Annotated in this window: 19 protein-coding genes; 9 read left to right on the plus strand and 10 right to left on the minus strand. The window is 56.5% G+C overall.

Annotated features, from left to right (window positions below; all coding sequences use genetic code 11):
• Positions 1-223 precede the first annotated feature (223 nt).
• The 7 genes from ASTEX_RS18135 to ASTEX_RS18160 form a co-directional block, all read right to left on the minus strand.
• Positions 224-604 (minus strand): type II toxin-antitoxin system death-on-curing family toxin, encoded by a 381-nt coding sequence (locus tag ASTEX_RS18135; RefSeq protein ID WP_013481087.1) that lies wholly within the window; start codon positions 602-604, stop codon positions 224-226.
• Complete coding sequence (locus ASTEX_RS20890; RefSeq protein WP_245532586.1) at positions 604-1,035, minus strand: hypothetical protein; 432 nt, start codon at positions 1,033-1,035, stop codon at positions 604-606. The genes ASTEX_RS18135 and ASTEX_RS20890 overlap by 1 nt, the downstream gene beginning before the upstream one ends.
• Positions 1,036-1,232: 197 nt before the next feature.
• Positions 1,233-1,760 carry a hypothetical protein gene (locus ASTEX_RS20895; RefSeq protein WP_013481089.1) on the minus strand — a complete coding sequence of 176 codons (528 nt, stop codon included), beginning with the start codon at positions 1,758-1,760 and terminating at the stop codon, positions 1,233-1,235.
• A complete protein-coding gene (locus ASTEX_RS18150) occupies positions 1,757-2,035 on the minus strand; it encodes a type II toxin-antitoxin system TacA family antitoxin (RefSeq protein WP_013481090.1) in 279 nt (92 codons plus the stop codon). Before ASTEX_RS18150 ends, ASTEX_RS20895 begins: the two co-directional genes overlap by 4 nt.
• A gap of 157 nt (positions 2,036-2,192) precedes the next feature.
• Positions 2,193-2,612, minus strand: coding sequence for a type II toxin-antitoxin system tRNA(fMet)-specific endonuclease VapC (gene vapC, locus ASTEX_RS20025; protein WP_013481091.1), 420 nt, complete (start codon positions 2,610-2,612; stop codon positions 2,193-2,195).
• Positions 2,612-2,836 (minus strand): type II toxin-antitoxin system VapB family antitoxin, encoded by a 225-nt coding sequence (vapB, locus tag ASTEX_RS18155; RefSeq protein WP_041659775.1) that lies wholly within the window; start codon positions 2,834-2,836, stop codon positions 2,612-2,614. The genes vapC and vapB overlap by 1 nt, the downstream gene beginning before the upstream one ends.
• A gap of 615 nt (positions 2,837-3,451) precedes the next feature.
• On the minus strand, positions 3,452-3,751 hold the full coding sequence (locus ASTEX_RS18160; RefSeq protein ID WP_013481093.1) for a hypothetical protein: 300 nt from the start codon (positions 3,749-3,751) through the stop codon (positions 3,452-3,454).
• Positions 3,752-3,943: 192 nt separating this feature from the next.
• Between ASTEX_RS18160 and ASTEX_RS18165 the strand changes: the two genes are divergently transcribed.
• Positions 3,944-4,279 carry a helix-turn-helix domain-containing protein gene (locus ASTEX_RS18165; RefSeq protein WP_041659726.1) on the plus strand — a complete coding sequence of 112 codons (336 nt, stop codon included), beginning with the start codon at positions 3,944-3,946 and terminating at the stop codon, positions 4,277-4,279.
• A complete protein-coding gene (locus tag ASTEX_RS18170) occupies positions 4,272-5,519 on the plus strand; it encodes a type II toxin-antitoxin system HipA family toxin (protein ID WP_013481095.1) in 1,248 nt (415 codons plus the stop codon). The genes ASTEX_RS18165 and ASTEX_RS18170 overlap by 8 nt, the downstream gene beginning before the upstream one ends.
• Before the next feature lie 235 nt (positions 5,520-5,754).
• Here the strand turns inward: ASTEX_RS18170 and ASTEX_RS18175 are convergent, their stop codons facing one another.
• Entirely contained in the window at positions 5,755-6,387 is a 633-nt protein-coding gene (locus ASTEX_RS18175; protein WP_041659727.1) for a TetR/AcrR family transcriptional regulator, read from the minus strand.
• A gap of 143 nt (positions 6,388-6,530) precedes the next feature.
• Here ASTEX_RS18175 and ASTEX_RS18180 point away from each other — a divergent pair, with 143 nt between their 5' ends.
• The 5 genes from ASTEX_RS18180 (at position 6,531) to ASTEX_RS18200 (ending at position 13,909) form a co-directional block, all read left to right on the plus strand.
• A complete protein-coding gene (locus tag ASTEX_RS18180) occupies positions 6,531-7,568 on the plus strand; it encodes an efflux RND transporter periplasmic adaptor subunit (protein ID WP_049781783.1) in 1,038 nt (345 codons plus the stop codon).
• A complete protein-coding gene (locus ASTEX_RS18185) occupies positions 7,565-10,633 on the plus strand; it encodes an efflux RND transporter permease subunit (protein WP_013481098.1) in 3,069 nt (1,022 codons plus the stop codon). Before ASTEX_RS18180 ends, ASTEX_RS18185 begins: the two co-directional genes overlap by 4 nt.
• Positions 10,626-11,969: an efflux transporter outer membrane subunit gene (locus ASTEX_RS18190; protein WP_013481099.1), complete on the plus strand. Its 1,344-nt coding sequence runs from the start codon at positions 10,626-10,628 to the stop codon at positions 11,967-11,969. The genes ASTEX_RS18185 and ASTEX_RS18190 overlap by 8 nt, the downstream gene beginning before the upstream one ends.
• Before the next feature lie 35 nt (positions 11,970-12,004).
• Positions 12,005-12,814 (plus strand): oxidoreductase, encoded by an 810-nt coding sequence (locus ASTEX_RS18195; protein ID WP_013481100.1) that lies wholly within the window; start codon positions 12,005-12,007, stop codon positions 12,812-12,814.
• A gap of 201 nt (positions 12,815-13,015) precedes the next feature.
• Positions 13,016-13,909 carry an NAD(P)/FAD-dependent oxidoreductase gene (locus tag ASTEX_RS18200; RefSeq protein WP_013481101.1) on the plus strand — a complete coding sequence of 298 codons (894 nt, stop codon included), beginning with the start codon at positions 13,016-13,018 and terminating at the stop codon, positions 13,907-13,909.
• A 747-nt stretch (positions 13,910-14,656) separates the two neighbouring features.
• On the opposite strand, the gene ASTEX_RS18205 is transcribed toward ASTEX_RS18200, so the two are convergent.
• Positions 14,657-15,007, minus strand: coding sequence for a cupin domain-containing protein (locus tag ASTEX_RS18205; RefSeq protein ID WP_013481102.1), 351 nt, complete (start codon positions 15,005-15,007; stop codon positions 14,657-14,659).
• A gap of 123 nt (positions 15,008-15,130) precedes the next feature.
• Complete coding sequence (kdgD, locus tag ASTEX_RS18210; RefSeq protein ID WP_013481103.1) at positions 15,131-16,069, minus strand: 5-dehydro-4-deoxyglucarate dehydratase; 939 nt, start codon at positions 16,067-16,069, stop codon at positions 15,131-15,133.
• A 294-nt stretch (positions 16,070-16,363) separates the two neighbouring features.
• Here kdgD and ASTEX_RS18215 point away from each other — a divergent pair, with 294 nt between their 5' ends.
• A complete protein-coding gene (locus ASTEX_RS18215; RefSeq protein ID WP_013481105.1) occupies positions 16,364-17,704 on the plus strand; it encodes an MFS transporter in 1,341 nt (446 codons plus the stop codon).
• Positions 17,704-19,545, plus strand: a complete 1,842-nt coding sequence (locus ASTEX_RS18220) for a DUF8034 domain-containing protein (RefSeq protein WP_013481106.1) — start codon at positions 17,704-17,706, stop codon at positions 19,543-19,545. The genes ASTEX_RS18215 and ASTEX_RS18220 overlap by 1 nt, the downstream gene beginning before the upstream one ends.
• Positions 19,546-19,554 lie beyond the last annotated feature (9 nt).

Below are 19,554 nucleotides of genomic sequence, written 5' to 3' on the forward strand. Positions count from 1 at the left end.
GCGCGACAGGCATCGTAGGCCGAGCTATCCTAAGGCTTATGGTACTGCCCGAGTAGCAAGAAATCTGTCGCGACTACGATTTCCGAGATGTCTGCGCCGCCCTATTAGAGGAGCGCAAAGAAACCGCGCATTTCGACACTACGAATTCCCAAACCGGGGACGGCACTCTCGAACGAGATAATAGCCCGTGTAATGATCGGGCGGCTTTGCGCTATCGCGCCGTTCAGACGTGTGCCTGCCGGGCGTGCGCCCTTAGCCATGATTCAAGCCTATCAAAGGCAAAGGTATGGGTTTCGTAAAGGGCGACAACGAAATGAATTGTGTCATTAAGTTCAGCGGTTAGTTCATAGCCGTTTAAAATCAAGAAGACGTGCATTGATGCGAAGGCCGTTCGCTTGTTGCCGTCGATGAACGGATGGTTTTGTGAAAGACTTTCCCAGAGCGCTGCCGCCTCTGAGACGATGTCAGAGTAATAACCCGTTTGTGGGCGAAAAAGGGCGGCTTCCAACTGACCCGGGTCTCGCACGCCCTGACCACCTCCATACTCAGCAATTTGAGCGTCATGGATCGTGAGGACGTCCTCAAGCGAAAGGTAGCGGGTCACTATTCCGCCAGCTTCTTATACAACGGACCATATTGCCGCATACTGGCTTTCAGCGCATCTTTGACCGAGATGTCAGGTCGGGGCTTTTGTCTCTCTGCAATTAGGTTGCCAACCGCCTCTTCCAATAGCGACTGCAACTGGCGTCCTTCGACCTTGGCCAGTGCGCGAAGGTCAGAAAGCAGGGCTCTATCCATCTGGGTTGCAAACTTCTCACGCGAATGCGGCTGGTTCATCTTGGGCCTCCTAGCGACAACCCTATCATGAAATTTCATGATCATCCATGTTCCATTCTCGGCAATCGGTACGTCGGAGACTGCAACACGGTTGTCCGATGGCTTCAATCGGATGGCTAAGCCGCTATTATCATCAAGCGGCAACTCTGGGCATGGTGACGGCTCGTCAACCCCAATCACCTTGTCACGCAGCGTCAATTTAGTCGACCTGTACGCCTTTAATGCATACGGCATGTAACATATATTGGGAGAAATTCGTCGTTGTCCCTAGATGCCCATAGGGTTTGCGACAAAACCGTATCTCGGGCGCAGGATCAGCACGCTGTGTCCCCCCTCTTTCGGCCATCATCTACTCAACCGTTCGGATCTCGGTCAGTGGGCCCTCAACTCCGGGCTTACAAGAAACCTCTATCTTGAAAGCTAGGGGAAAAGGTGGCCAATGGCATTACTAACGTCAGGGGGAGATTTTTGAGCGGTTCGGCGCCGTATGCAGCATACCAGCTCGCAGCACGTTCGTTTTTTGCGTCTATGATGAGCAACGTTCCCCCAACCTGTTCTGAAGTTCGTAAGCATCTAAGGGCTGCGGCCGCTAGTAGCTGCCCACCCAGCCCTAACCCTGCGACGGAGAGGTCCGTCGCTATCCGTGCCAACTTGAAGCCCGCGATCTCGTGCCTCGCCAATCCTTTTGCGAGATGTTCTGGGACCTGATCCTGCGATACTGCGGACGGCGTTACCGTGTAGAAGCCGAGAATCCGTTGTGACTTAGCGTTCTCGATAGCGCAAAAGGTTTTCGACGCGTTTTGCTCATGACTCTGCCGAGCAAATTTCTGCAGAAATTCGTTCATCTCGGTGTCGCCACAGTTGAATGATTTTCGATCATGCGACTTGGCAATTGGTGCTTCGTGCCACGCCGGGAGGATCATATTGCGGACGGCAAAGCTGCAATAGCGGCCCCCAGTTTTGCATTTGGCTTAGGCGGGTTTTCGAGCAGCTCCAGAACCCGAGCGAAGTCCCGTCTAGAAAGGACGACGGCTTCAGCGGCTTCAATCACTGAATCTGCTTCTTTCAACGCTGTCTGCATGATGAAGTTGGTGAGGTCCGTATTTTGAATCGCCGCGGCCCGGATCAGCTTGGCTTTTGCTTCTGGCGACACCCTCAAATGCATTCGCTTATTGTCATCAATGGCTACGCTCGGCATCGGAAGCTCCACACAAATGAATTCTAACTCATTGTATATATAGGCGGGAGAATGTCAAATTGTACGCCATGAATGCGCACGACGCATAATATATATTATGAGAAATTGCAGAAGTGATTTAAATCCGCACGATTTTCTAAGAAACGGTGTCGCTTATTTAGTTTGCCATCGGGTCGGACGAAAGCCAGTCCTCGCTCCGCAGCCCTTCAACGCGGGAGAACTCACTCAAATTTCCAGTGACAACAACCAAGCCTCTGCTTCGGGCATGACCTGCAATTAGTACATCATAAACGCCAATCGGAGTACCCCTACGTTCCAAAGACGCTCGAATGTCTGCTGCGTGGGCGGCAGCCTCTGACCCAAATGCAATTACCTCCAGCCGCGCAGCAAACTGCTCGACTTTTGTTCGGTTAAAAGCCGGGCGGTCAGACTTTTCAGCACCGTGTAAAAATTCCGCCAATACTATAGTTGAGATACAAAGCCCATCAGCTTCAGCGTTGAACCGTTCGCGGATAGACTGCGGCCGGTCCCGGAGCACTCTGATGCATAGATTTGTATCAAGCATATATCGAAGCATTAGAAGCGCTCACGGACTTGTTCGGCCAGTTGGTCGCGCTCGCCAAGATCAATGCCTGGGGCCGCAAAAAAATCGTCCCAAATGCTGTTAGACGGCACGATGATACGACGCCCCCCTTCCCTCAAAATAGTCACGTCTTTGACGCCTTCCGGAAAAGCCACATCCTTAGGTAAGCGAACTGCTTGCGAGCGATTCGAATGAAACAAGGTCGTACGGGCCATTATGCACCTCTCAGGAGTGTATCTTAAACTAACCATAACGCGGGATATGTCAATGGGATATACAAAGCAAACATTGTGAGAAATCTGGTGCGATATCAGACGTGATAACATCCATTATCGCGTGTAATATGTGCTAGAAATGTTGTATTGATGGTGGCTCGGCTCATCACCAAAGACTAGTCGGTGTTATTCATTTGTCCGCCTAGCGAGGTTTTTGCCTACGGGTTACGGCGTGACCCCTACACCGTCAGCGATGAAGAACTCGACTGGCTCACTGAGTGCGTAAAGCTCTTGCAGGACACCGTCGCGGCCGGGGCCACAGAGCGCTTAAATCCCGCAAACCTCACAAATTAGAGATAGATTACAGACGGATAGCGGCCTCACACCTCAATGAGAACAACGCGCACCTCTCGCGCGCTGCGCATAACGCACTGTAAAATATAGACTATCACACAGGATTGCGCCCCAGAAGCCTCTCCGCCTTATTATCCTGCCTCCCCACGTCAAAATAAATGGAGGCATGTTTAAGTGCTTAAATTCAATTACTTAAGCCAAAACGGCCTCGCGGCGCAATCACGAGTCTCCCGATTTACCTATGTGCAGACAAACACTTAGGCCTCACTTGGAGGCATTGCTTTTATCTTGCACTAAATCAACCATCTCTTTTTCTTTCGTAAGGACAAAATTCAGAAGAACTAAATTTTCTTTATAAATAAAGGTGTCGCACCAAACATTCTCACACCCATCCAGCAAAACAGGATTTTTATCCGATTTGTGATAAATTTCTATAATATCTCTAATATCACCTTTGGAATTAGTAATTATTCTCTCTACATCTCCGCTAATGTCTAATTTAGAATAAAATTGATAAATATAAGTTCCGCCCTGGTAATCTAAAACTGCCGTGAAAAAATTCATTTTTTATCTTTCATTGAGTGATTTTCAGATTTCTTATAATCAATTTCGGCTTTTCTCACACGCACCCTTACTGAAACCGACTTAGTTATAGTCCTCAAACACTTCGGCGCCATCGGTCCGGGATTAAAGGCATTGAAAAATTGTAAGCTTCATGCTACATATTTATTTATTTTGTAGCGCGAAGATACCAAAATGCCAACTCCACACAACCCTCCTGCCGCTGTGCGACGCGCCATGCGCAAGCTAGGCTCAGACATCCACGATGCCCGTCGGCGTCGTAAGCTTCCCATGGCGGTTGTGGCAGAACGCGCATTCACCTCACGCTCTACATTACAGAAAGTCGAGGCTGGCGACACCAATGTCAGTATAGGCATCTACGCCGGGGTATTGCAGGCGCTTGGGCTACTCGACGGGCTGGGCCAAATCGCTGACATCAGCAATGATAAGGTTGGTCAGGCGCTATCCAGTGCCGACCTGCCAAAGCATGTTCATCTCAAGCGTTCACCCGTATCGTCGCGCAATGAATGACTTCGAAGTCCATATCGATCTGAATGGCCAAACACGCCCGATCGGATTGGCGCGCAGCAATCGCGTCCGCGGCGCTGAGACCATCCTCTTCGAATATGAGAACGCATGGCTGGCAGACACCGACAGGTTCTCGCTGGAGCCCGCCCTCGTTCTGAGCCGCGGCACCTTCGCACCTCCTGTGGGATTGGCGACCTTCGGCTCGATCGGTGACTCTGCCCCCGACACCTGGGGTCGGCGCCTGATGCAACGCGCCGAGCGCCGCATGGCGGAACGCGAAGGAAGGGCTGTGCGTACGCTGACGGAGAGTGACTACCTGCTGGGTGTCGCCGACGAGACTCGACTAGGCGCGTTACGCTTCCGGCGAGCAGAGAATGAGACATTCCAGGCGCCAATCCGCGCCGGTGTGCCGGACCTGATCGACCTTGGCCGGCTACTCCAAGTCACCGAGCGCATTCTCCGCGATGAGGACACGGACGAAGATCTCCAACTGATTTTCGCGCCCGGATCTTCCCTTGGTGGCGCGCGACCGAAAGCGTCAGTGATTGATCAGCATGGCCACCTTTCGATCGCCAAGTTCCCAAAGGAGACCGACGACTACAGCATGGAAACCTGGGAGGAGATCGCATTGCGTCTGGCCGGCCAGGCTGGCATTGCCACGCCTCAGCACGAACTCATCGAGGTCGCCGGCAAAAGGGTTATGCTATCGCGCAGGTTTGATCGGAACGGCGCAATCCGGATTCCATTCTTATCAGCAATGGCAATGATGGGCGCCAAGGACGGTGAACGTGGTAGTTACCCGGAGATAGTCGATGCACTCGCGGAACATGGCGCCCAAGGGAAGACAGACGCCCACGCCCTTTATCGGCGCGTGGTTTTCAACGTGCTGATCTCCAATGTCGATGATCACCTGCGCAACCACGGCTTCCTATGGCTGGGTAAAGCGGGATGGTCACTCTCGCCTGCCTACGATCTGAATCCGGTGCCTACCGACCTTAAAGCACGCGTCCTGACAACAAACATCGACCTTGATGAGGGCACCTGCTCACTCGATCTGCTTGAACAGGCCTCCGAGTATTTCGCCCTAACGCTGGAACAAGCGCGGGCGATCATAAAAGAGGTCGCAACAGTAACGGCAACATGGCGTGACACCGCCAGGGACGTCGGCGCGCGCTCGGCCGAGGTCAATCGCATGGCCAGCGCTTTCGAGCACGACGACTTGGCGCGGGCCCTAGCCTTATGACGCGAACCTGTTGAGTTTCGCTAAAAAATGACCCCTTGAGAGCCGAAGTTTTCATTTCATATTGACCCTCGTTTTTGTGACGGACCCGTTACACGATAAGGGTAGACTTGGGTCAATCCGTGGCGAACAGGCAGGGTTAAGCTCAGGTGAAAATCAACACCTTACTACCATCTGGTGTACGCTCAAAATCCGTAAGGGTGGGGGTTATGTGCTTACGACCTCACGGACAAGTGAACTATGCTGACCGGTGAGCCGCAAGAAAAACACCGACCGCCGCCTGACAATATGACGATATCACATCGTCGCGCTGCGCCGTTTCAGGGTCGAAACGGGCAATATAATGCAGGTCAGCGCCCTTAAACAGCGCGGCGAACAGGCGCGCTGATTGTTTGGGATCGGGAACCGACAGAGCCTGCTTATCGTGCAGATTGCGCAACAAATCTTCTATTTGGCCGACAAACCTCTGCGGTCCGGCCTCATAGTACAACCGGCTCAATGCTAACTGATTAGTGGTGTCAGACATGATCATGGCTTCCATGCTTTTCACGTCTTCACTCAGCAAAAGGCGTAGCAGGCTGTTCCCCACAGCCTGCAACTGCTCCTCTGCCGTTCCTTTTACACCCTCGAATAAATATCCAGGCGCCAAGTCCTGGCACCGCGTAGTAATCGCGGCGCTGAACAACGCCTCCTTGCTATTGAAGTGCCTGTAAATGCTTAGCTTTGATATCTTGGCTTCGCGCGCAACCTTATCCATTGTCGTCGCCTGGAAGCCGAACTCGCTAAACAGAGCACAGGCAACGTCGACGATTTTTGCATGCAGGTCCTGATTGACAGGCCGCCCGCGACGTCCGGTCATTTTTTCAGTCATAGAAATATTGATACTTGACAGTATCCAAATTTTGGCGCTTTACGATACTCATTGGTATCAAATAGCTCAGTTGTTGGATAAAAGTCAACATGCCGTTTCGCTCATTCCTCCATAAAGCCTCCGCCCCCGTTTCAATGGTTGCGATGGCCGCCTTACTTGCCGCGTGCCATGCGTCGCCCAAGGCTGAAACCGACGCACCGACGCGCGTCCTGACCTACATGGTTCGTGCGTCTAATGGGTCCGGCACCGCCTACGCGGGCACCATAAAGGCGCGAGTCGAGCAGACCATCGCCTTTCGGGTCGGCGGCAAGATTATCGAGCGAAAGATCAATGTTGGAGACCATGTATCTCCCGGACAGCTACTGATGCGGCTGGATCCGACCGACTACAACGATGGGCTTGAGGCCGCCATGGCCACAGTCGCGGCTGCCCGCAGCGCGGCGGTTCGAGCCAATGCTAATTACGAGCGCGTGAATAGTCTGGCTGCCAGCGGATCAATCTCGGTCGATACGACAGAACAGGCCCGCGCCGCCAAAGACTCAGCCGATGCCAATCTGAAGGCTGCAGAAGCGCAGTTGGCCACGATTAAGAACCAGCGGGCCTACACGGAACTGCGCGCCGATGTCGCGGGTGTGGTGGTCGAAATCCCCGGAGAAGCGGGCATGGTCACTGCCGCCGGACAACCGGTGATCAGGATAGCCCAGTCCGGAGCCCCGGAAGCGGTCGTGGGTCTGCCCGAAGCGGGTCATGCCGTCGGCGAGGTCGCCCAAGCGACTGTTTTCGGCAGCAACAACGCGACCTACACCGCGCGTTTGCGGCAGGTATCGCTCGTTGCCGATCCCGCCACCCGATTGTTTGAAGCTCGGTATGTTCTCGATGCGGCCCTCACCGACGCCCCGCTGGGATCGACGGTACGGGTAACGCCTGCCGGTGCAAAGGCAGTAACGGCTGCAATGGATGTACCTTTGTCCGCTCTAGTGGATAAGGGACAGGGGACCCGGGTCTGGATCATTGACGCTCAGGGTAAGGTTCGCGCCAGACCGGTGACGGTCGCACGGCTTAACGAAGAAACCGCCTCTATCGCCTCTGGTCTCACTCAGGGCGATGTCGTTGTGGCAGCAGGCGCCCAGTTGCTCAGTGAAGGACAGGCCGTGCAGGTCATCCGTGGGGGTGTGCTGTGAGTTTTCCCAACCTGTCTGCGCTTGCGGTGCGCGAGCGTGCCGTCACCCTATTTCTTATTCTGGCCGTGCTGGCCGCCGGCACCTTCGCCTTCATCAAACTGGGCCGTGCCGAAGACCCGCGCTTTACGGTCAAGATCATGACCGTGACGGCGGTCTGGCCCGGTGCCACCGCCAAAGAGATGGATGAAAATGTAGGTGACATTCTAGAGAAACGCCTTCAGGAACTGCAATACTATGATCGCGTTGAAACGACGGCGCAGCCCGGTGTGTTGCAGGCCAAGGTCATCCTGAAGGACTCGACACCGCCCGCCGCAGTGCCGGATCAGTTTTATCAGGTGCGCAAGAAGCTCGCCGACGAAGCGCGCAACCTGCCCAGAGGCGTATACGGCCCCTTCTTTGACGACGAATTCGGTGACGTTTATTTTTCGTTGTACGCGATCCAGTCAAAGGGTCTGCCGAACCGGGACCTTGTGAAACAGGCCGAAACCCTTCGCCAGCAACTGCTTCAGGTGCCGGGCGTACAAAAGGTCAGGATTCTGGGCGAACGGCCCCAGGCCATATTCGTCGAAGTCCCACAGGCCAAACTGACGACCCTGGGCGTCAATGCGCAGGACATCATGGCCGCACTGGCCGGCCGCAATGACGTAACCCCCTCCGGTTCGGTAGATACGGCCGGACCGAGAATACAAATCCGTCTGGACACCGGCCTGACCTCGCTTGAGGATGTAAGAAACGTAACGCTCAGCGTGCGCGGTCAATTATTGCGTATAGGCGACTTTGCCGAGGTCCGCAGAGGTTACGAAGATCCGGCCACCTATGAGATCAATCATGCCGGTCAGCCCGCCGTTGTGCTCGGCGTCGTCATGGCCCCGCGCTATAATGGCCTGACTCTGGGCAAGGCGCTCGAAAAAGAAGAAGCGGCCATACACGCCCAGTTACCGCTCGGACTATCCGTCACCAAAATCTCGGATCAAGCCAAAGTCATACACCACTCCGTCGATGAATTCATGATGAAGTTCCTCGTGGCTCTGGGCGTGGTGATGCTGGTGTCACTGGTGGCGCTGGGGTTCCGGGTCGGCCTTGTTGTGGCCGCCGCCGTGCCGCTGACCCTGGCGATTGTCTTTGTCATCATGCTGCTCACGGGACGGGACTTTGACCGCATCACGCTCGGCGCCCTGATTATCTCTTTGGGGCTTCTCGTCGATGATGCCATCATCGCCATCGAGATGATGGTGGTAAAGCTGGAAGAGGGCTATGACCGCGTCAAGGCCGCGACCTACGCGTGGACCACGACCGCTGCGCCCATGCTGTCCGGGACGCTGGTGACAATCCTTGGCTTTATTCCCGTCGGTTTTGCCCAGTCATCCGCCGGGGAGTATGCGGGGAATATCTTCTGGGTCGTGGGCTTTGCCCTGATTACCTCGTGGGTCGTTGCAGTCACCTTCACGCCTTATCTGGGCGTGGTTATGCTCCCGGATATTAAACCCAAGCCCGGCCATCATGCCATGTACGACAGTAAAGCGTACACGGCCTTCCGCAAGCTGGTCAGACTGACGGTGGATCACCGCATTCTGACGATTGCCATTACCGTGGGCCTGTTTTTGCTCTCAGGGGCGGGCATGATCGTGGTCAAAAAGCAGTTCTTCCCCAATTCTGACCGCACCGAACTTACCGTCGAAGTCAAGATGCCCGTAGGCTCGGCGTTTGAGGCCACCAAGGCGGTGACGGCGCGCATCGAAGCCGACGCGATGAAGCAGCCGGAGGCAACCGACGTTTCGGCCTATCTGGGACAGGGGGCGCCGCGCTTCTTCTTCTCGCTAAATCCGGAACTGCCCAATCCCGCCTATGCGCAGGTCGTTATCCAGACGAAGGACGTCGAAGCGCGCGCGAAACTCAAAGAACGCCTGCGAAAGTGGGTAAAGGAAGGGCGCTACCCACAGGCGCGCGTACGTGTGACCCAGTTCGTGTTTGGCCCGCCCGTCCCCTACCCTGTGCTCTTCCGCGTCATTGGCCCCGATGAAGCGGGAATCATGAAGGTGGCCGAAAAGGTGCGCAGCGTTCTTGCAGAAAACCCCAATGTCATGGATCCGCATCTGGACTGGGGGGAGAAGACGCCAATCATGCGCTATGTCATTGACGACGCCCGTCTGGCGCAGCTTAACCTGACCCGTCAGGCTGTGGATCTGCAACTGCGCGGCCTCGTCTCCGGCGCCCCAGCGACCCAGATGCGTGAGGGTACGCGCACTGTCGATGTCGTGCTGAAAACCCCTGCCGATGAGCGACGCTCCCCGTCAGACCTGGTCGGGATGACTGTTACCAACACGCTGGGTCAGGCGATCCCCTTAAGTGTCGTCGTCCATCAGGTGCCCGATACCGAAAGCCAGCAGATCAAGCGCTATGACCGTGATCTCTATGTCAGCGTTCAGGGGGATGTTCGCGAGGGCCTTCAGCCACCGGACGTAACCGCAGAACTACTGCCAAAGCTTGAGGCCATCAAGGCGGCCCTGCCCGCGGGATATCGCATCGAAACCGGCGGTTCAGTTGAAGAAAGCGCCAAGGCCAATGTCGCCCTTGTGGCCGTGGTCCCGGTCATGATCCTTCTGACGCTGGTGGTGCTGATGATACAGGTGCGCGCGTTCTCGACCATGTGGATGGTCTTTGCGACCGCTCCGCTCGGCCTGGTCGGCGCGGTTCCCGCCATGCTTTTGTTCAATCAGCCCTTTGGCTTCAATGCCATTCTGGCACTGGTCGGCCTGTCAGGCATCTTGATGCGCAACACGCTCATCCTTGTGCAACAGATCAGCGACAACAAAAAAGAGGGCGCGACAGATTATGACGCCGTCGTCGAAGCCACGGTCAGGCGGGCCCGTCCAGTCATCTTGACGGCAGCGGCCGCGATGCTGGCCTTCATCCCCCTCACCCATTCGGTCTTCTGGGGTTCTCTGGCTTTCGTTCTGATCGGCGGCGTCGGTGTGGGCACCATTCTGACGCTGGTATTCCTGCCTGCCCTCTATTCGTTCTGGTTCAATGTCCGCAAGCCGCAAAGCGAGACGTCACATGCGTAAGTATCTGTCGCTGTTACCCGTGGCGGCTCTGTTGAGCGCCTGCTCAACCCCCACCGCTCATTTTCCCTCCGCTCCATTACCGTCCACGTGGCCGGTAACTCAGGCACCCGCCTATGTGAATAAAGTCTGGTGGACCCAAGGCAGCGATAATGTCCTCCTGAACCTGCTGGCGACGGCGGATCAGCAAAGCCATGACATCCGGATCGCGACCGCCCGCCTGCAGGAGGCCCGGGCTGCCCATACCACCGCGAGGTCATTGCTGTTCCCGGATATTGCCGCTGCGGGTGTCGTTCAGCGCGGCGATGTCGGTCTGACCTATGGCAACCGAACCATCAACATCGCGCAGGGCGAACTGGACGCCAGCTACGATCTCGATCTGTTTGGTGGCTTGAAAGCCCGGTCAAAAGCGGCCAAAGCCGGGGCCGCCGCAGCTGAGTCCTCTCTGGAGGATGTGAAGGGCGCGGTAAGGCTGGAAATCATTGCCGCCTACATCGGTTTGCGTCAGTGTCAGCAAAATCTTGCCAGCCTTCAGATAACTTCGGCATCGGCCCATGACATTGCCGACAGCCTTCGCGAGCAGTGGCAAAAAGGTCTGATTACCGAAGGGCAATGGCGCACGGCAGACAGCGAGGCGAGAGCAGCGGATATGGGCGTCAGCCGATACACCGACGCCTGCGAGCAATATATCAATGTGCTCAGTGTCCTCACCGGCGATGATGAAATGGCTTTGCGGGAAACGCTGACCACCCCCGGCAAGATGCCAACATTACGTCATACTGAAGCCATCAACACACCGATGCCGATCCTGCGTGACCGCCCGGATATGCGCATCGCCGAATCCAACCTGACCGCGGCACGGGCATCCACCCGCTCCGCTCAGGCCGCGCTGTTTCCGAACCTATCGATAGGGGCCTTCTTCGGACGTCAGGATACAAGCGTTGGCCCGTCGGTTGACGTATGGAACACCGCCGCCACCGTCTACTGGCCACTTCTCAATTTTGGCAGGATCAAGGGTCAGATCAACGCCGCTTCCGCCCGAGAGGTTCAGGCCTATGAAGGCTATCGCCTTACGGCCATTGCGGCGCTTGCCGATGTACGCACCAAATGGGTTGCGCTGGAGCAAGCGGAACTTCGCGCTAGACTGGCCGATGCCGATCTGGAGGCGGCCCTGCGCCGCCATGACGAGGCTGATCGCCAGTACAGGGCGGGCCTGACACCGAAGATCGCGTGGCAGGCCTCGCACATTCAACTGGAAACAGCCCGCCGTGCCCTAACAGATACAGAAGCGGACCGCTCGTTGAAAGCGGCTGCACTTTATCGTGCTCAGGGGCTCTGAAATGTCAAAAAATCCCCTAAAGCAAGGCACATCTCATGTTTAACGATAAGGTCATCGTCATTACAGGCGCGTCGTCTGGAATAGGTGAAGCGACCGCTCACCTGCTGGCCCAAAAGGGATTCCGGGTGTTTGCGGGCGCGCGACGTGCGCCGACCTCCCCCCCGGTTCCAAATCTTGAGTTTGGCGTCCTCGACGTTACCAACGACGCTTCAGTTGAAAACTTTATAAATTGGGTTCTGAGAGAAGCGGGCCGAATAGACGTTCTGATTAACAACGCCGGGGTGTCTCTGGTCGGCCCTGTCGAAAAGACGTCGATCAAGGAAGCTCAGGGTCTGTTCGATACGAATGTGTTTGGCCCATTTCGGTTGATGCGTGCCGTTCTGCCGACGATGCGTGAGGCCGGACAAGGGCTGATCATCAATATCAGTTCCGTTTTGGGCTTCCTGCCAGCCCCCTTCATGGGAGTTTATGCCAGCAGCAAGCACGCCCTGGAGGGCTTGTCGGAGTCTTTGGATCATGAGGTGCGCGAGTTCAATGTCAGGGTCGTGCTTGTCGAACCCTCCTTTACCAAAACCAATCTAGACACAAATTCCGCGCAGGTGAGCGAAGGGTTTGGAGCGTATGAAAGTCAGGTCAGTGCGACGCTGAAAGCCGTCATCGCGCAAATCAAGTCTGCCCCGGCACCAATCTCGGTCGCCAGGAAAATCCTCTCGGTCATCACTGGGCCTTATAAGATGCGAGAACCCGCCGACGGCACAGCGAAGCTCCTGAGCCGACTGCGAAGATTCATGCCGGCGGGCGCCGTTGACCGAAGCCTGCGCAAGAGTTTCGGGCTGAGAACCTAGATTGGAATAATTTCTAGGGAAAGCTGTCCGTTCAGGTCGCAATTGAAGCGGCGGCCAAGCGCACGGATCGCATCCCCGGACCGGGACCGAACCAGATTCAGTCCATTATGCGTCTACCAGAAATCGTAGTCCTAGAGACCAGGTGTTCGTTTAAGTCGCAGCCTCTCCTCCCCTTCAAACCTCAACACGTAGCCCATCGAAATGGATCATGTTATAATCATCGGCGGCAGCTTTGCTGGCCTTGCCGCCGCTCTGCAGCTTGGCCGAGCCCGCCGCAAAGTCATCGTTCTTGATACCGGTCTTCAGCGCAACCGATTCGCGACCCGCTCGCACGGTGTGCTCGGGCATGATGACAAACCGCCGTCTGAGATTCTCGCGGCGGCGCGACAGCAGCTCGCTCGCTACCCTGCTATCAGGATGATCAACGCCCGCGCTGACAGCATCTCTGGAGCCATTGACAATTTTTCCGTCTTTACTGGCGATGGTGAAGCCATTCGCGCACGCCGTGTGATCCTGAGCTATGGCGTTGTTGATCAGATGCCTGACGTCCCGGGTTTTGCCGAGAACTGGGGCACATCCGTCATTCCATGCCCCTACTGCGACGGCTTTGAAGTGGCTGACCAGCATTGGGGCCTCGTCTGGTCTGGCCCGCAGTCGATGAACCAGGTTAGGCTATTTCACGATTGGACCGACAGGTTGACGGTTTTCTCTGATGTCCATGACATCGCACCTGACATTCGCGCGGATCTGGCGCGCCGGAAAGTACCTGTCATCGATGGACGGATCACCGGGGTCGTCCGTCACTCGCGTCATGGCTCCACCGTCAACCTCGATACTGGCCCCAATATCGCGGTCGATATCTTGTTTGCACATCCGCGCACCAAACCGTCCGCAAGCTTGCATGAGACACTGGGCCTCGCCACGGTCAATACGCCAACAGGTATTGTACTCAAGACCGACGAGCGGCGCGAAACCAGCATCCCGGGCATCTACGCCGCCGGCGACCTCGCCAATCCCGGTATCCCGTCGGTTACCACGGCCATCTGGCAAGGCGCGATGGCGGGTATCTTTGCACAACAGTCGATGCTGGTTTGAGTGGAACTGACAACTGGACTTGCCCAAAAAAGTGGAGAGCGATTTGGTTTTAAGTGGCCAATCTGAGCGTTACGCTCTCTACCTGAATGGGGCTTTGGTGGCCTTAGTGAGAACAACGTCGGCGGGGGGTATAAAAGCCGTAGATGTCGACAGTTCATGCGGCTGGTCGAATCCCAGGTATCGCGATCGTGCCAAGGCGACGTGGCAGTCGCCCTGATATTGGGACAAAACGGTGACCTTGCGCTATTTCGGAAAGGTTGAAAGCGTCTACGGCCCGGACACGAGTGGCCCCTGCGCGTCAAGCTTCGAATCCTATAATTGTAATCAACCTCAATGCTAGCTATGCGCTTATGCCGAATGCGACGCTGCTCATTGGAGTCAACAACCTCTTCGACAAAGACCCGCCTACCTGCCCGGTTCGGACGGGAGCAACAGCAACGCCTACCCGCCGGACTATGGCGCTTTAGCTCGGTACGCGTTTGCAGGTATCTTCCTGTGCCTATGAGGGAAACTTATCTCAGGTAGAGAGGCTCCGCGGACCAATCTGCGGCGCCTCTTTTCGAGGAGCCGCGGGGGACAACTTTGCCTGCCGCGTTTAACGACTTCGGCGCCCGGATCAAATAGATTTGAGTACGGTAAGCATGGGTTGGGCGGCCTCATGGCTTTGCTTCTTTTGCAGCGCCTCAAGTGCTTCCGAAACAAAGGATGGCGACGCCAATAAAGTTGCCACCTATTGAACAGGCCATTCTACGGTTTTCGTTCTTTCAAGGGATAGGCAATAATCAGTGTTAGCGGCTCTGACCCTGTTTGTTTGATACCCACCTCGCTTCCGCTATAGAGATAGGCCGCCATACCGGCGCTGAGCGGTTTTGCAATTCCGTCCGAGGTGACTTCGCCCGTCCCTGAGATCACATAATAGACCTCATCATGGTCGATAGGGTGCAACCCGATGGCCGAACCTGGGTGCAGGATGCGCTTGCGGAACTCCATGCTGCGGTTAGGGGCCTGATCGCTGATGCGGTAGGAGGTGCTTAATCCGATCCTTCCGTGCGGGTTGGGTTCGGTCTTTTCTATGGTGCGTTCGTCGACGACGACCATCACGCCGTCCGTCGGCTGCGCTATTGTTCCCGTTGCGCCGAGGGTCAAAAGGGCCGCTGTTAAGGGTTTCATCCATCGTGCCATGATCACCGCTTCTTTAGTCTCAAAAGGCATGCGTTGCGATCATGCGGCCGTCTTAAGGGCGGTTGGCTGCACCTTTGCGATCAAGGCCTTAAGCTCAGCCATTTCCGACTCACTGAGATCGGTCAGAGGTGTGCGCACCGGCCCGGCCGGGCGGCCTATCGCTTGCATACCCGCCTTAACTATGGAAACGGCATAGCCTTTGCCCTTATTTCGAAGGGCAATGTAGGGCATGACAAAATCGCGCAGCCCGGCCAGAACCGTCGCCTGATCTTCGGCCCGCACGGCCTTATAGAAGTCCAGGGCCCAATCTGGCAGGAAGTTGAAAATAGCTGACGAATACGTGGTGACACCCATCTTGAGATAGGGCGCGGCAAAGGTTTCGGCTGTGGGCAGGCCGCCGATATAGGTCAGGCGGTCACCCAAACGCGTATAGATCCGCGTCATCAGTTCGATATCGCCGACGCCGTCCTTATAACCCACCAGATTCGGGTTGTTGTCGCACAGGCGCGCCAGCGCCTCGTCCTCGATGATGCCGTTGTCGCGATTATAAACGATGACGCCCAGAGAGGTCGATTTACACACGGCATCAATATGGGCTTCGAAACCGTCCGGCTTGCCGCTGATCAGGTAGGGCGGCAACAGCAGAATGCCGTCGGCGCCGGACTGCTCCGCCGACTGAGCCAGTTCGATGGCGATTTGGGTGCCGTAGCCGCAACCGGCCACGACCGGCACCTTGCTGTTGGTTTCTTTGACCGCCGCAGCGACCACGTTGCGCACCTCGGTCAGGCTAAGCGAGAAGAATTCTCCTGTACCCCCGGCGGCAAACAGACCGGCCAGAGGCTTTTCCAGCATCCACGCGCAATGTTGACGATATGGGCCTTCATCGAAACGGTTGTCGCTATCGAAATGCGTCACTGGGAAAGACAGCAGCCCCATACCAATCGTTTGCGCCATATCCTTGGGACTAATGCCAGCCATTTGAGACCTCCATGCATACCGAATTTTATAGGAACAGGTGATGTGCGCACGCACGATCAGCCGCTTTAGGATGCAACCAGGCCGCCTGTCCATGTTGCGCCGACGCTATCGGCACACCACGCAGGCGTCCAAGCCAAAGGCGGTATTGATCTATGCGTGGAACGCAATGAACGAGGCATCGAAAACCTCCTCAACGGGCAAAAACTATGCCTAACTAGAGAGCATAAAAACACCTTCTGTCTGGCAGGCGCGGGTTCGCAATACGCAGACGGAATGACTACAGAGAGTGACCCCATGCCAGACAGTGCCGCCCGGCCGCCGGAGGTGACGCAAGCCGCCGCCAAGCCTAGCCATATCCGCTATGCCCTGATCGTCTTTTTGTTCATCATCACGACGATCAACTACGCGGACCGTTCGACCTTCTCCATAGCGGGTTCGGCGGCTTCGGAAGCCCTGGGTCTCAATCCCGTGCAGATGGGCTTTATCCTGTCGGCCTTTGGCTGGGCCTATGTGGCGGCGCAGATTCCCGGCGGCGCCCTGCTAGACCGGTTTGGCGTCAAACATGTCTATGTTGGCGCCATTGCGCTTTGGTCACTATTTACAGCGCTTCAGGGCTTTGTCGGACTGATCGGCGGCCTGTCCATTGTCGGATCCCTATTTGTTTTGCGCTTTCTGGTAGGTCTTGCCGAAGCGCCTTCCTTTCCCGGCAATGCGCGCATAGTGGCGGCGTGGTTCCCGGCTTCCGAGCGGGGCACGGCCTCGGCCATCTTCAATTCGGCGCAGTATTTTGCCCTGGTGGCCTTTGCCCCCTTAATGTCGTGGCTCGTGCATGAACATGGCTGGCGCATGGTGTTCTGGTTTATGGGCGCGCTGGGTCTTATTGCGGCTTTCGTCTTTGCAAAATTCATCTCCAGCCCGGACAGGCATCCGTGGGTCAATGTCGGCGAACTGGCCATAATGAAGGAGGGCGGTGCTGTCAGCATGGACGCGCGGCCCAGAGCGAACGCGAGCGGCTTCAGCCTTACGCGGCTCAAGGTGCTTCTGACCAATCGCATGCTGGCCGGCATCTACCTGGCGCAGTATTGCATCAACGTCCTGACCTATTTCTTTGTAACGTGGTTTCCGATCTATCTGGTCAAGGAGCGCGGCCTGAATATCGTGCAGGCGGGCTTTGCTGCTGCCGCACCCGCCCTGTGCGGCTTCATCGGCGGGCTGGTCGGGGGCTTTCTGTCGGATTATCTACTCAAGAGGTCCGGCGACGTCAGCCGCTCGCGTAAAATTCCGATCTTTGTCGGTATGACCCTCGCCCTGTCGATCATTGCCTGCGCGTATGTTGATCAGGAGTGGCTGGTCATCACGCTTATGGCCATCGCCTTCTTTGGCAAGGGGGTAGCCTCGCTTGGCTGGGCTGTGGTTTCAGACGTCGCCCCGCGCGAGTATATCGGGCTGGCGGGCGGCGTGTTCAACATGTTCGGCAATACGGCCGGTATCGTCACCCCTATTGTTATCGGGTATATTGTCGCGGTTACCGGCTCGTTTGATGGGGCGCTCATCTATGTGGGCATCCACTGCCTGATAACCCTGCTGGCTTTCGGTTTTATCACCGGCAAGATTGAGCGATTGAAGATCGACTGATGAACCGCCGCCATTTTCTTTTGTGTGCGACCGCCGGTGCGGCGTTGAGCAGTGTTCCCGCTCTGGCAAGAGCCGCCGACGCCACCCTCAGCACCCCCATGAGCCCCCCGGAATGGGCGCTTTTGCAACGCGAAGTTCTGCGCGTCGAAAGCGAGGCGGTCGAAACCTTTTACAACCGCTATTTCGATGAGCGCGGCTATTTCCAGTGCTTTGAACGCTGGGGGGCCAATGATGGCCCGGACGATGCGATCGAGAATGGCAACGACTGGCCCCACCTGCATGCGCTCGGCGGATCGGAGAGGGTTCTGGACCTCTATACACGTGTCTGGGAGGGACACCTGAAACAATACACAGCCGCCCGAACCGTCGAGACACCGGTAGGGCGCGACGGCATGTATTACCGGGAATTCCCCGTGATGAACGACTGGCAGCACCTGTCCGAAGGGCTGTCCGTCTTTAATCTGATGGGGCTTTCCAACCCTTACGATCCGCGGTTTCAGGCGCGCGTGCGGCGGTTTTCCGGTTTTTATACGGGTGAGGACCCCACGGCCCCCAACTATGATCGCAAACGCAAGATCATCCGTTCAATGATCACAGGCTCAAAAGGCCCGATGCTGCGTAAAGCAACACCGCTTGATTGGGCCGGTGACCCGTTCGACCCGACTGGCTTTTTCATGGAGCACGGGGAGTCCACCTATCAGGAAACGCTCGACCACTATGCGGAATATACCGACGTTGTTGGCGACAGTCCTTTAAACCTTCAGGCGACCAGTCTGGTCATGAACGCCTATATGCTGTCGGGGGAACGTAAATACCGCGACTGGATCACCAACTACCTCGATGCCTGGATCGATCGGGCTAAAAAAAACGGCCATGTCCTGCCGAGCTATGTGGACCTGAAAGGCCGTATCGGCGGGCCGCGCAAGGCATGGTGGGGCAATGTCTATGGCTGGGGCTTTTCCCCGGTCGATCCGGTCACGGGCAAACGCGAGGATCGCAACCGCGTACCGCGCGCCATCGTCGCGTTTTTGAATGCTTACCTGCTGACCGGTGATGACAAATACCTCCAGGTCTGGCGTGACCAGACGGACGCCATCAACGCGCAATCCAGAACCATAGACGGCGTGCTTTGCGCCCCCACCATGTATGGTCCGGACGGTTGGTACGGCTTCAAGTCCGGCCTATATCGCACCAATGGGCTCGACATCTGGTATATGTCCATGCGCGATGACGATTACGCGCGTGCTGATACCGATCATCCGTGGGTGCAGTATCTGGCCGGAAAGAACCCGACCTATCCCGTCACGGCGCTGCGCGCCACGCTGGAAGGCGTCCGGCAGAAAATGGACGCCGTGTCGAAAGATACGACCACCAAAGACACCCGTCTGGCCGATGCGCTGCTGAAGTTTAATCCGGCCGTCGTCACAGCCTTGCTGCATCTGATGTGCGGGGCCATCCATATCGCGCGGCCCACCTGGTCGAAAACGTCCCCTTCGCAGGGCGGCGCCCTCCTTTATGCCCGGTTGCGTTATTTTGACCCGGTCAGACGTCGCGCCGGCACGCCCGAAGACGTCGCCGCGCTGGTCAGTGCCTTGAGCGATACCGCGACAACCCTCACCCTGGTCAACACGCACCCGTTCCGTACGCGTCGCGTTACGATCCAGGCGGGGGGCTATGGCGAGCACCAGTTCACCGGCATGACGGTGGCGCAAAAGACAACGGCGCTCAACACCAATCAGGTGACCCTGGATCTGGCGCCCGGCTGTGGCGCAGAAATCGGCTTTACACACAAACGTCATGTTAATGCCCCGACGCTGAGTCACCCCTGGGACAGGGTATAATGGACGGTA

This window comes from Asticcacaulis excentricus CB 48 (assembly GCF_000175215.2).
Taxonomy (GTDB): Bacteria; Pseudomonadota; Alphaproteobacteria; order Caulobacterales; family Caulobacteraceae; genus Asticcacaulis; species Asticcacaulis excentricus.

Bases quoted from the DNA above. Each gene is read 5' to 3' on its own strand.
- ASTEX_RS20895 (WP_013481089.1), bottom strand. From the start codon at position 1,760: ATGATCCTCCCGGCGTGGCACGAAGCACCAATTGCCAAGTCGCATGAT.
- ASTEX_RS18150 (WP_013481090.1), bottom strand. From the start codon at position 2,035: ATGCCGAGCGTAGCCATTGATGACAATAAGCGAATGCATTTGAGGGTG.
- vapC (WP_013481091.1), bottom strand. From the start codon at position 2,612: ATGCTTCGATATATGCTTGATACAAATCTATGCATCAGAGTGCTCCGG.
- ASTEX_RS18160 (WP_013481093.1), bottom strand. From the start codon at position 3,751: ATGAATTTTTTCACGGCAGTTTTAGATTACCAGGGCGGAACTTATATT.
- ASTEX_RS18165 (WP_041659726.1), top strand. From the start codon at position 3,944: ATGCCAACTCCACACAACCCTCCTGCCGCTGTGCGACGCGCCATGCGC.
- ASTEX_RS18170 (WP_013481095.1), top strand. From the start codon at position 4,272: ATGAATGACTTCGAAGTCCATATCGATCTGAATGGCCAAACACGCCCG.
- ASTEX_RS18175 (WP_041659727.1), bottom strand. From the start codon at position 6,387: ATGACTGAAAAAATGACCGGACGTCGCGGGCGGCCTGTCAATCAGGAC.
- ASTEX_RS18180 (WP_049781783.1), top strand. From the start codon at position 6,531: ATGGCCGCCTTACTTGCCGCGTGCCATGCGTCGCCCAAGGCTGAAACC.
- ASTEX_RS18190 (WP_013481099.1), top strand. From the start codon at position 10,626: ATGCGTAAGTATCTGTCGCTGTTACCCGTGGCGGCTCTGTTGAGCGCC.
- ASTEX_RS18195 (WP_013481100.1), top strand. From the start codon at position 12,005: ATGTTTAACGATAAGGTCATCGTCATTACAGGCGCGTCGTCTGGAATA.
- ASTEX_RS18200 (WP_013481101.1), top strand. From the start codon at position 13,016: ATGGATCATGTTATAATCATCGGCGGCAGCTTTGCTGGCCTTGCCGCC.
- ASTEX_RS18205 (WP_013481102.1), bottom strand. From the start codon at position 15,007: ATGGTCGTCGTCGACGAACGCACCATAGAAAAGACCGAACCCAACCCG.
- kdgD (WP_013481103.1), bottom strand. From the start codon at position 16,069: ATGGCTGGCATTAGTCCCAAGGATATGGCGCAAACGATTGGTATGGGG.
- ASTEX_RS18215 (WP_013481105.1), top strand. From the start codon at position 16,364: ATGCCAGACAGTGCCGCCCGGCCGCCGGAGGTGACGCAAGCCGCCGCC.
- ASTEX_RS18220 (WP_013481106.1), top strand. From the start codon at position 17,704: ATGAACCGCCGCCATTTTCTTTTGTGTGCGACCGCCGGTGCGGCGTTG.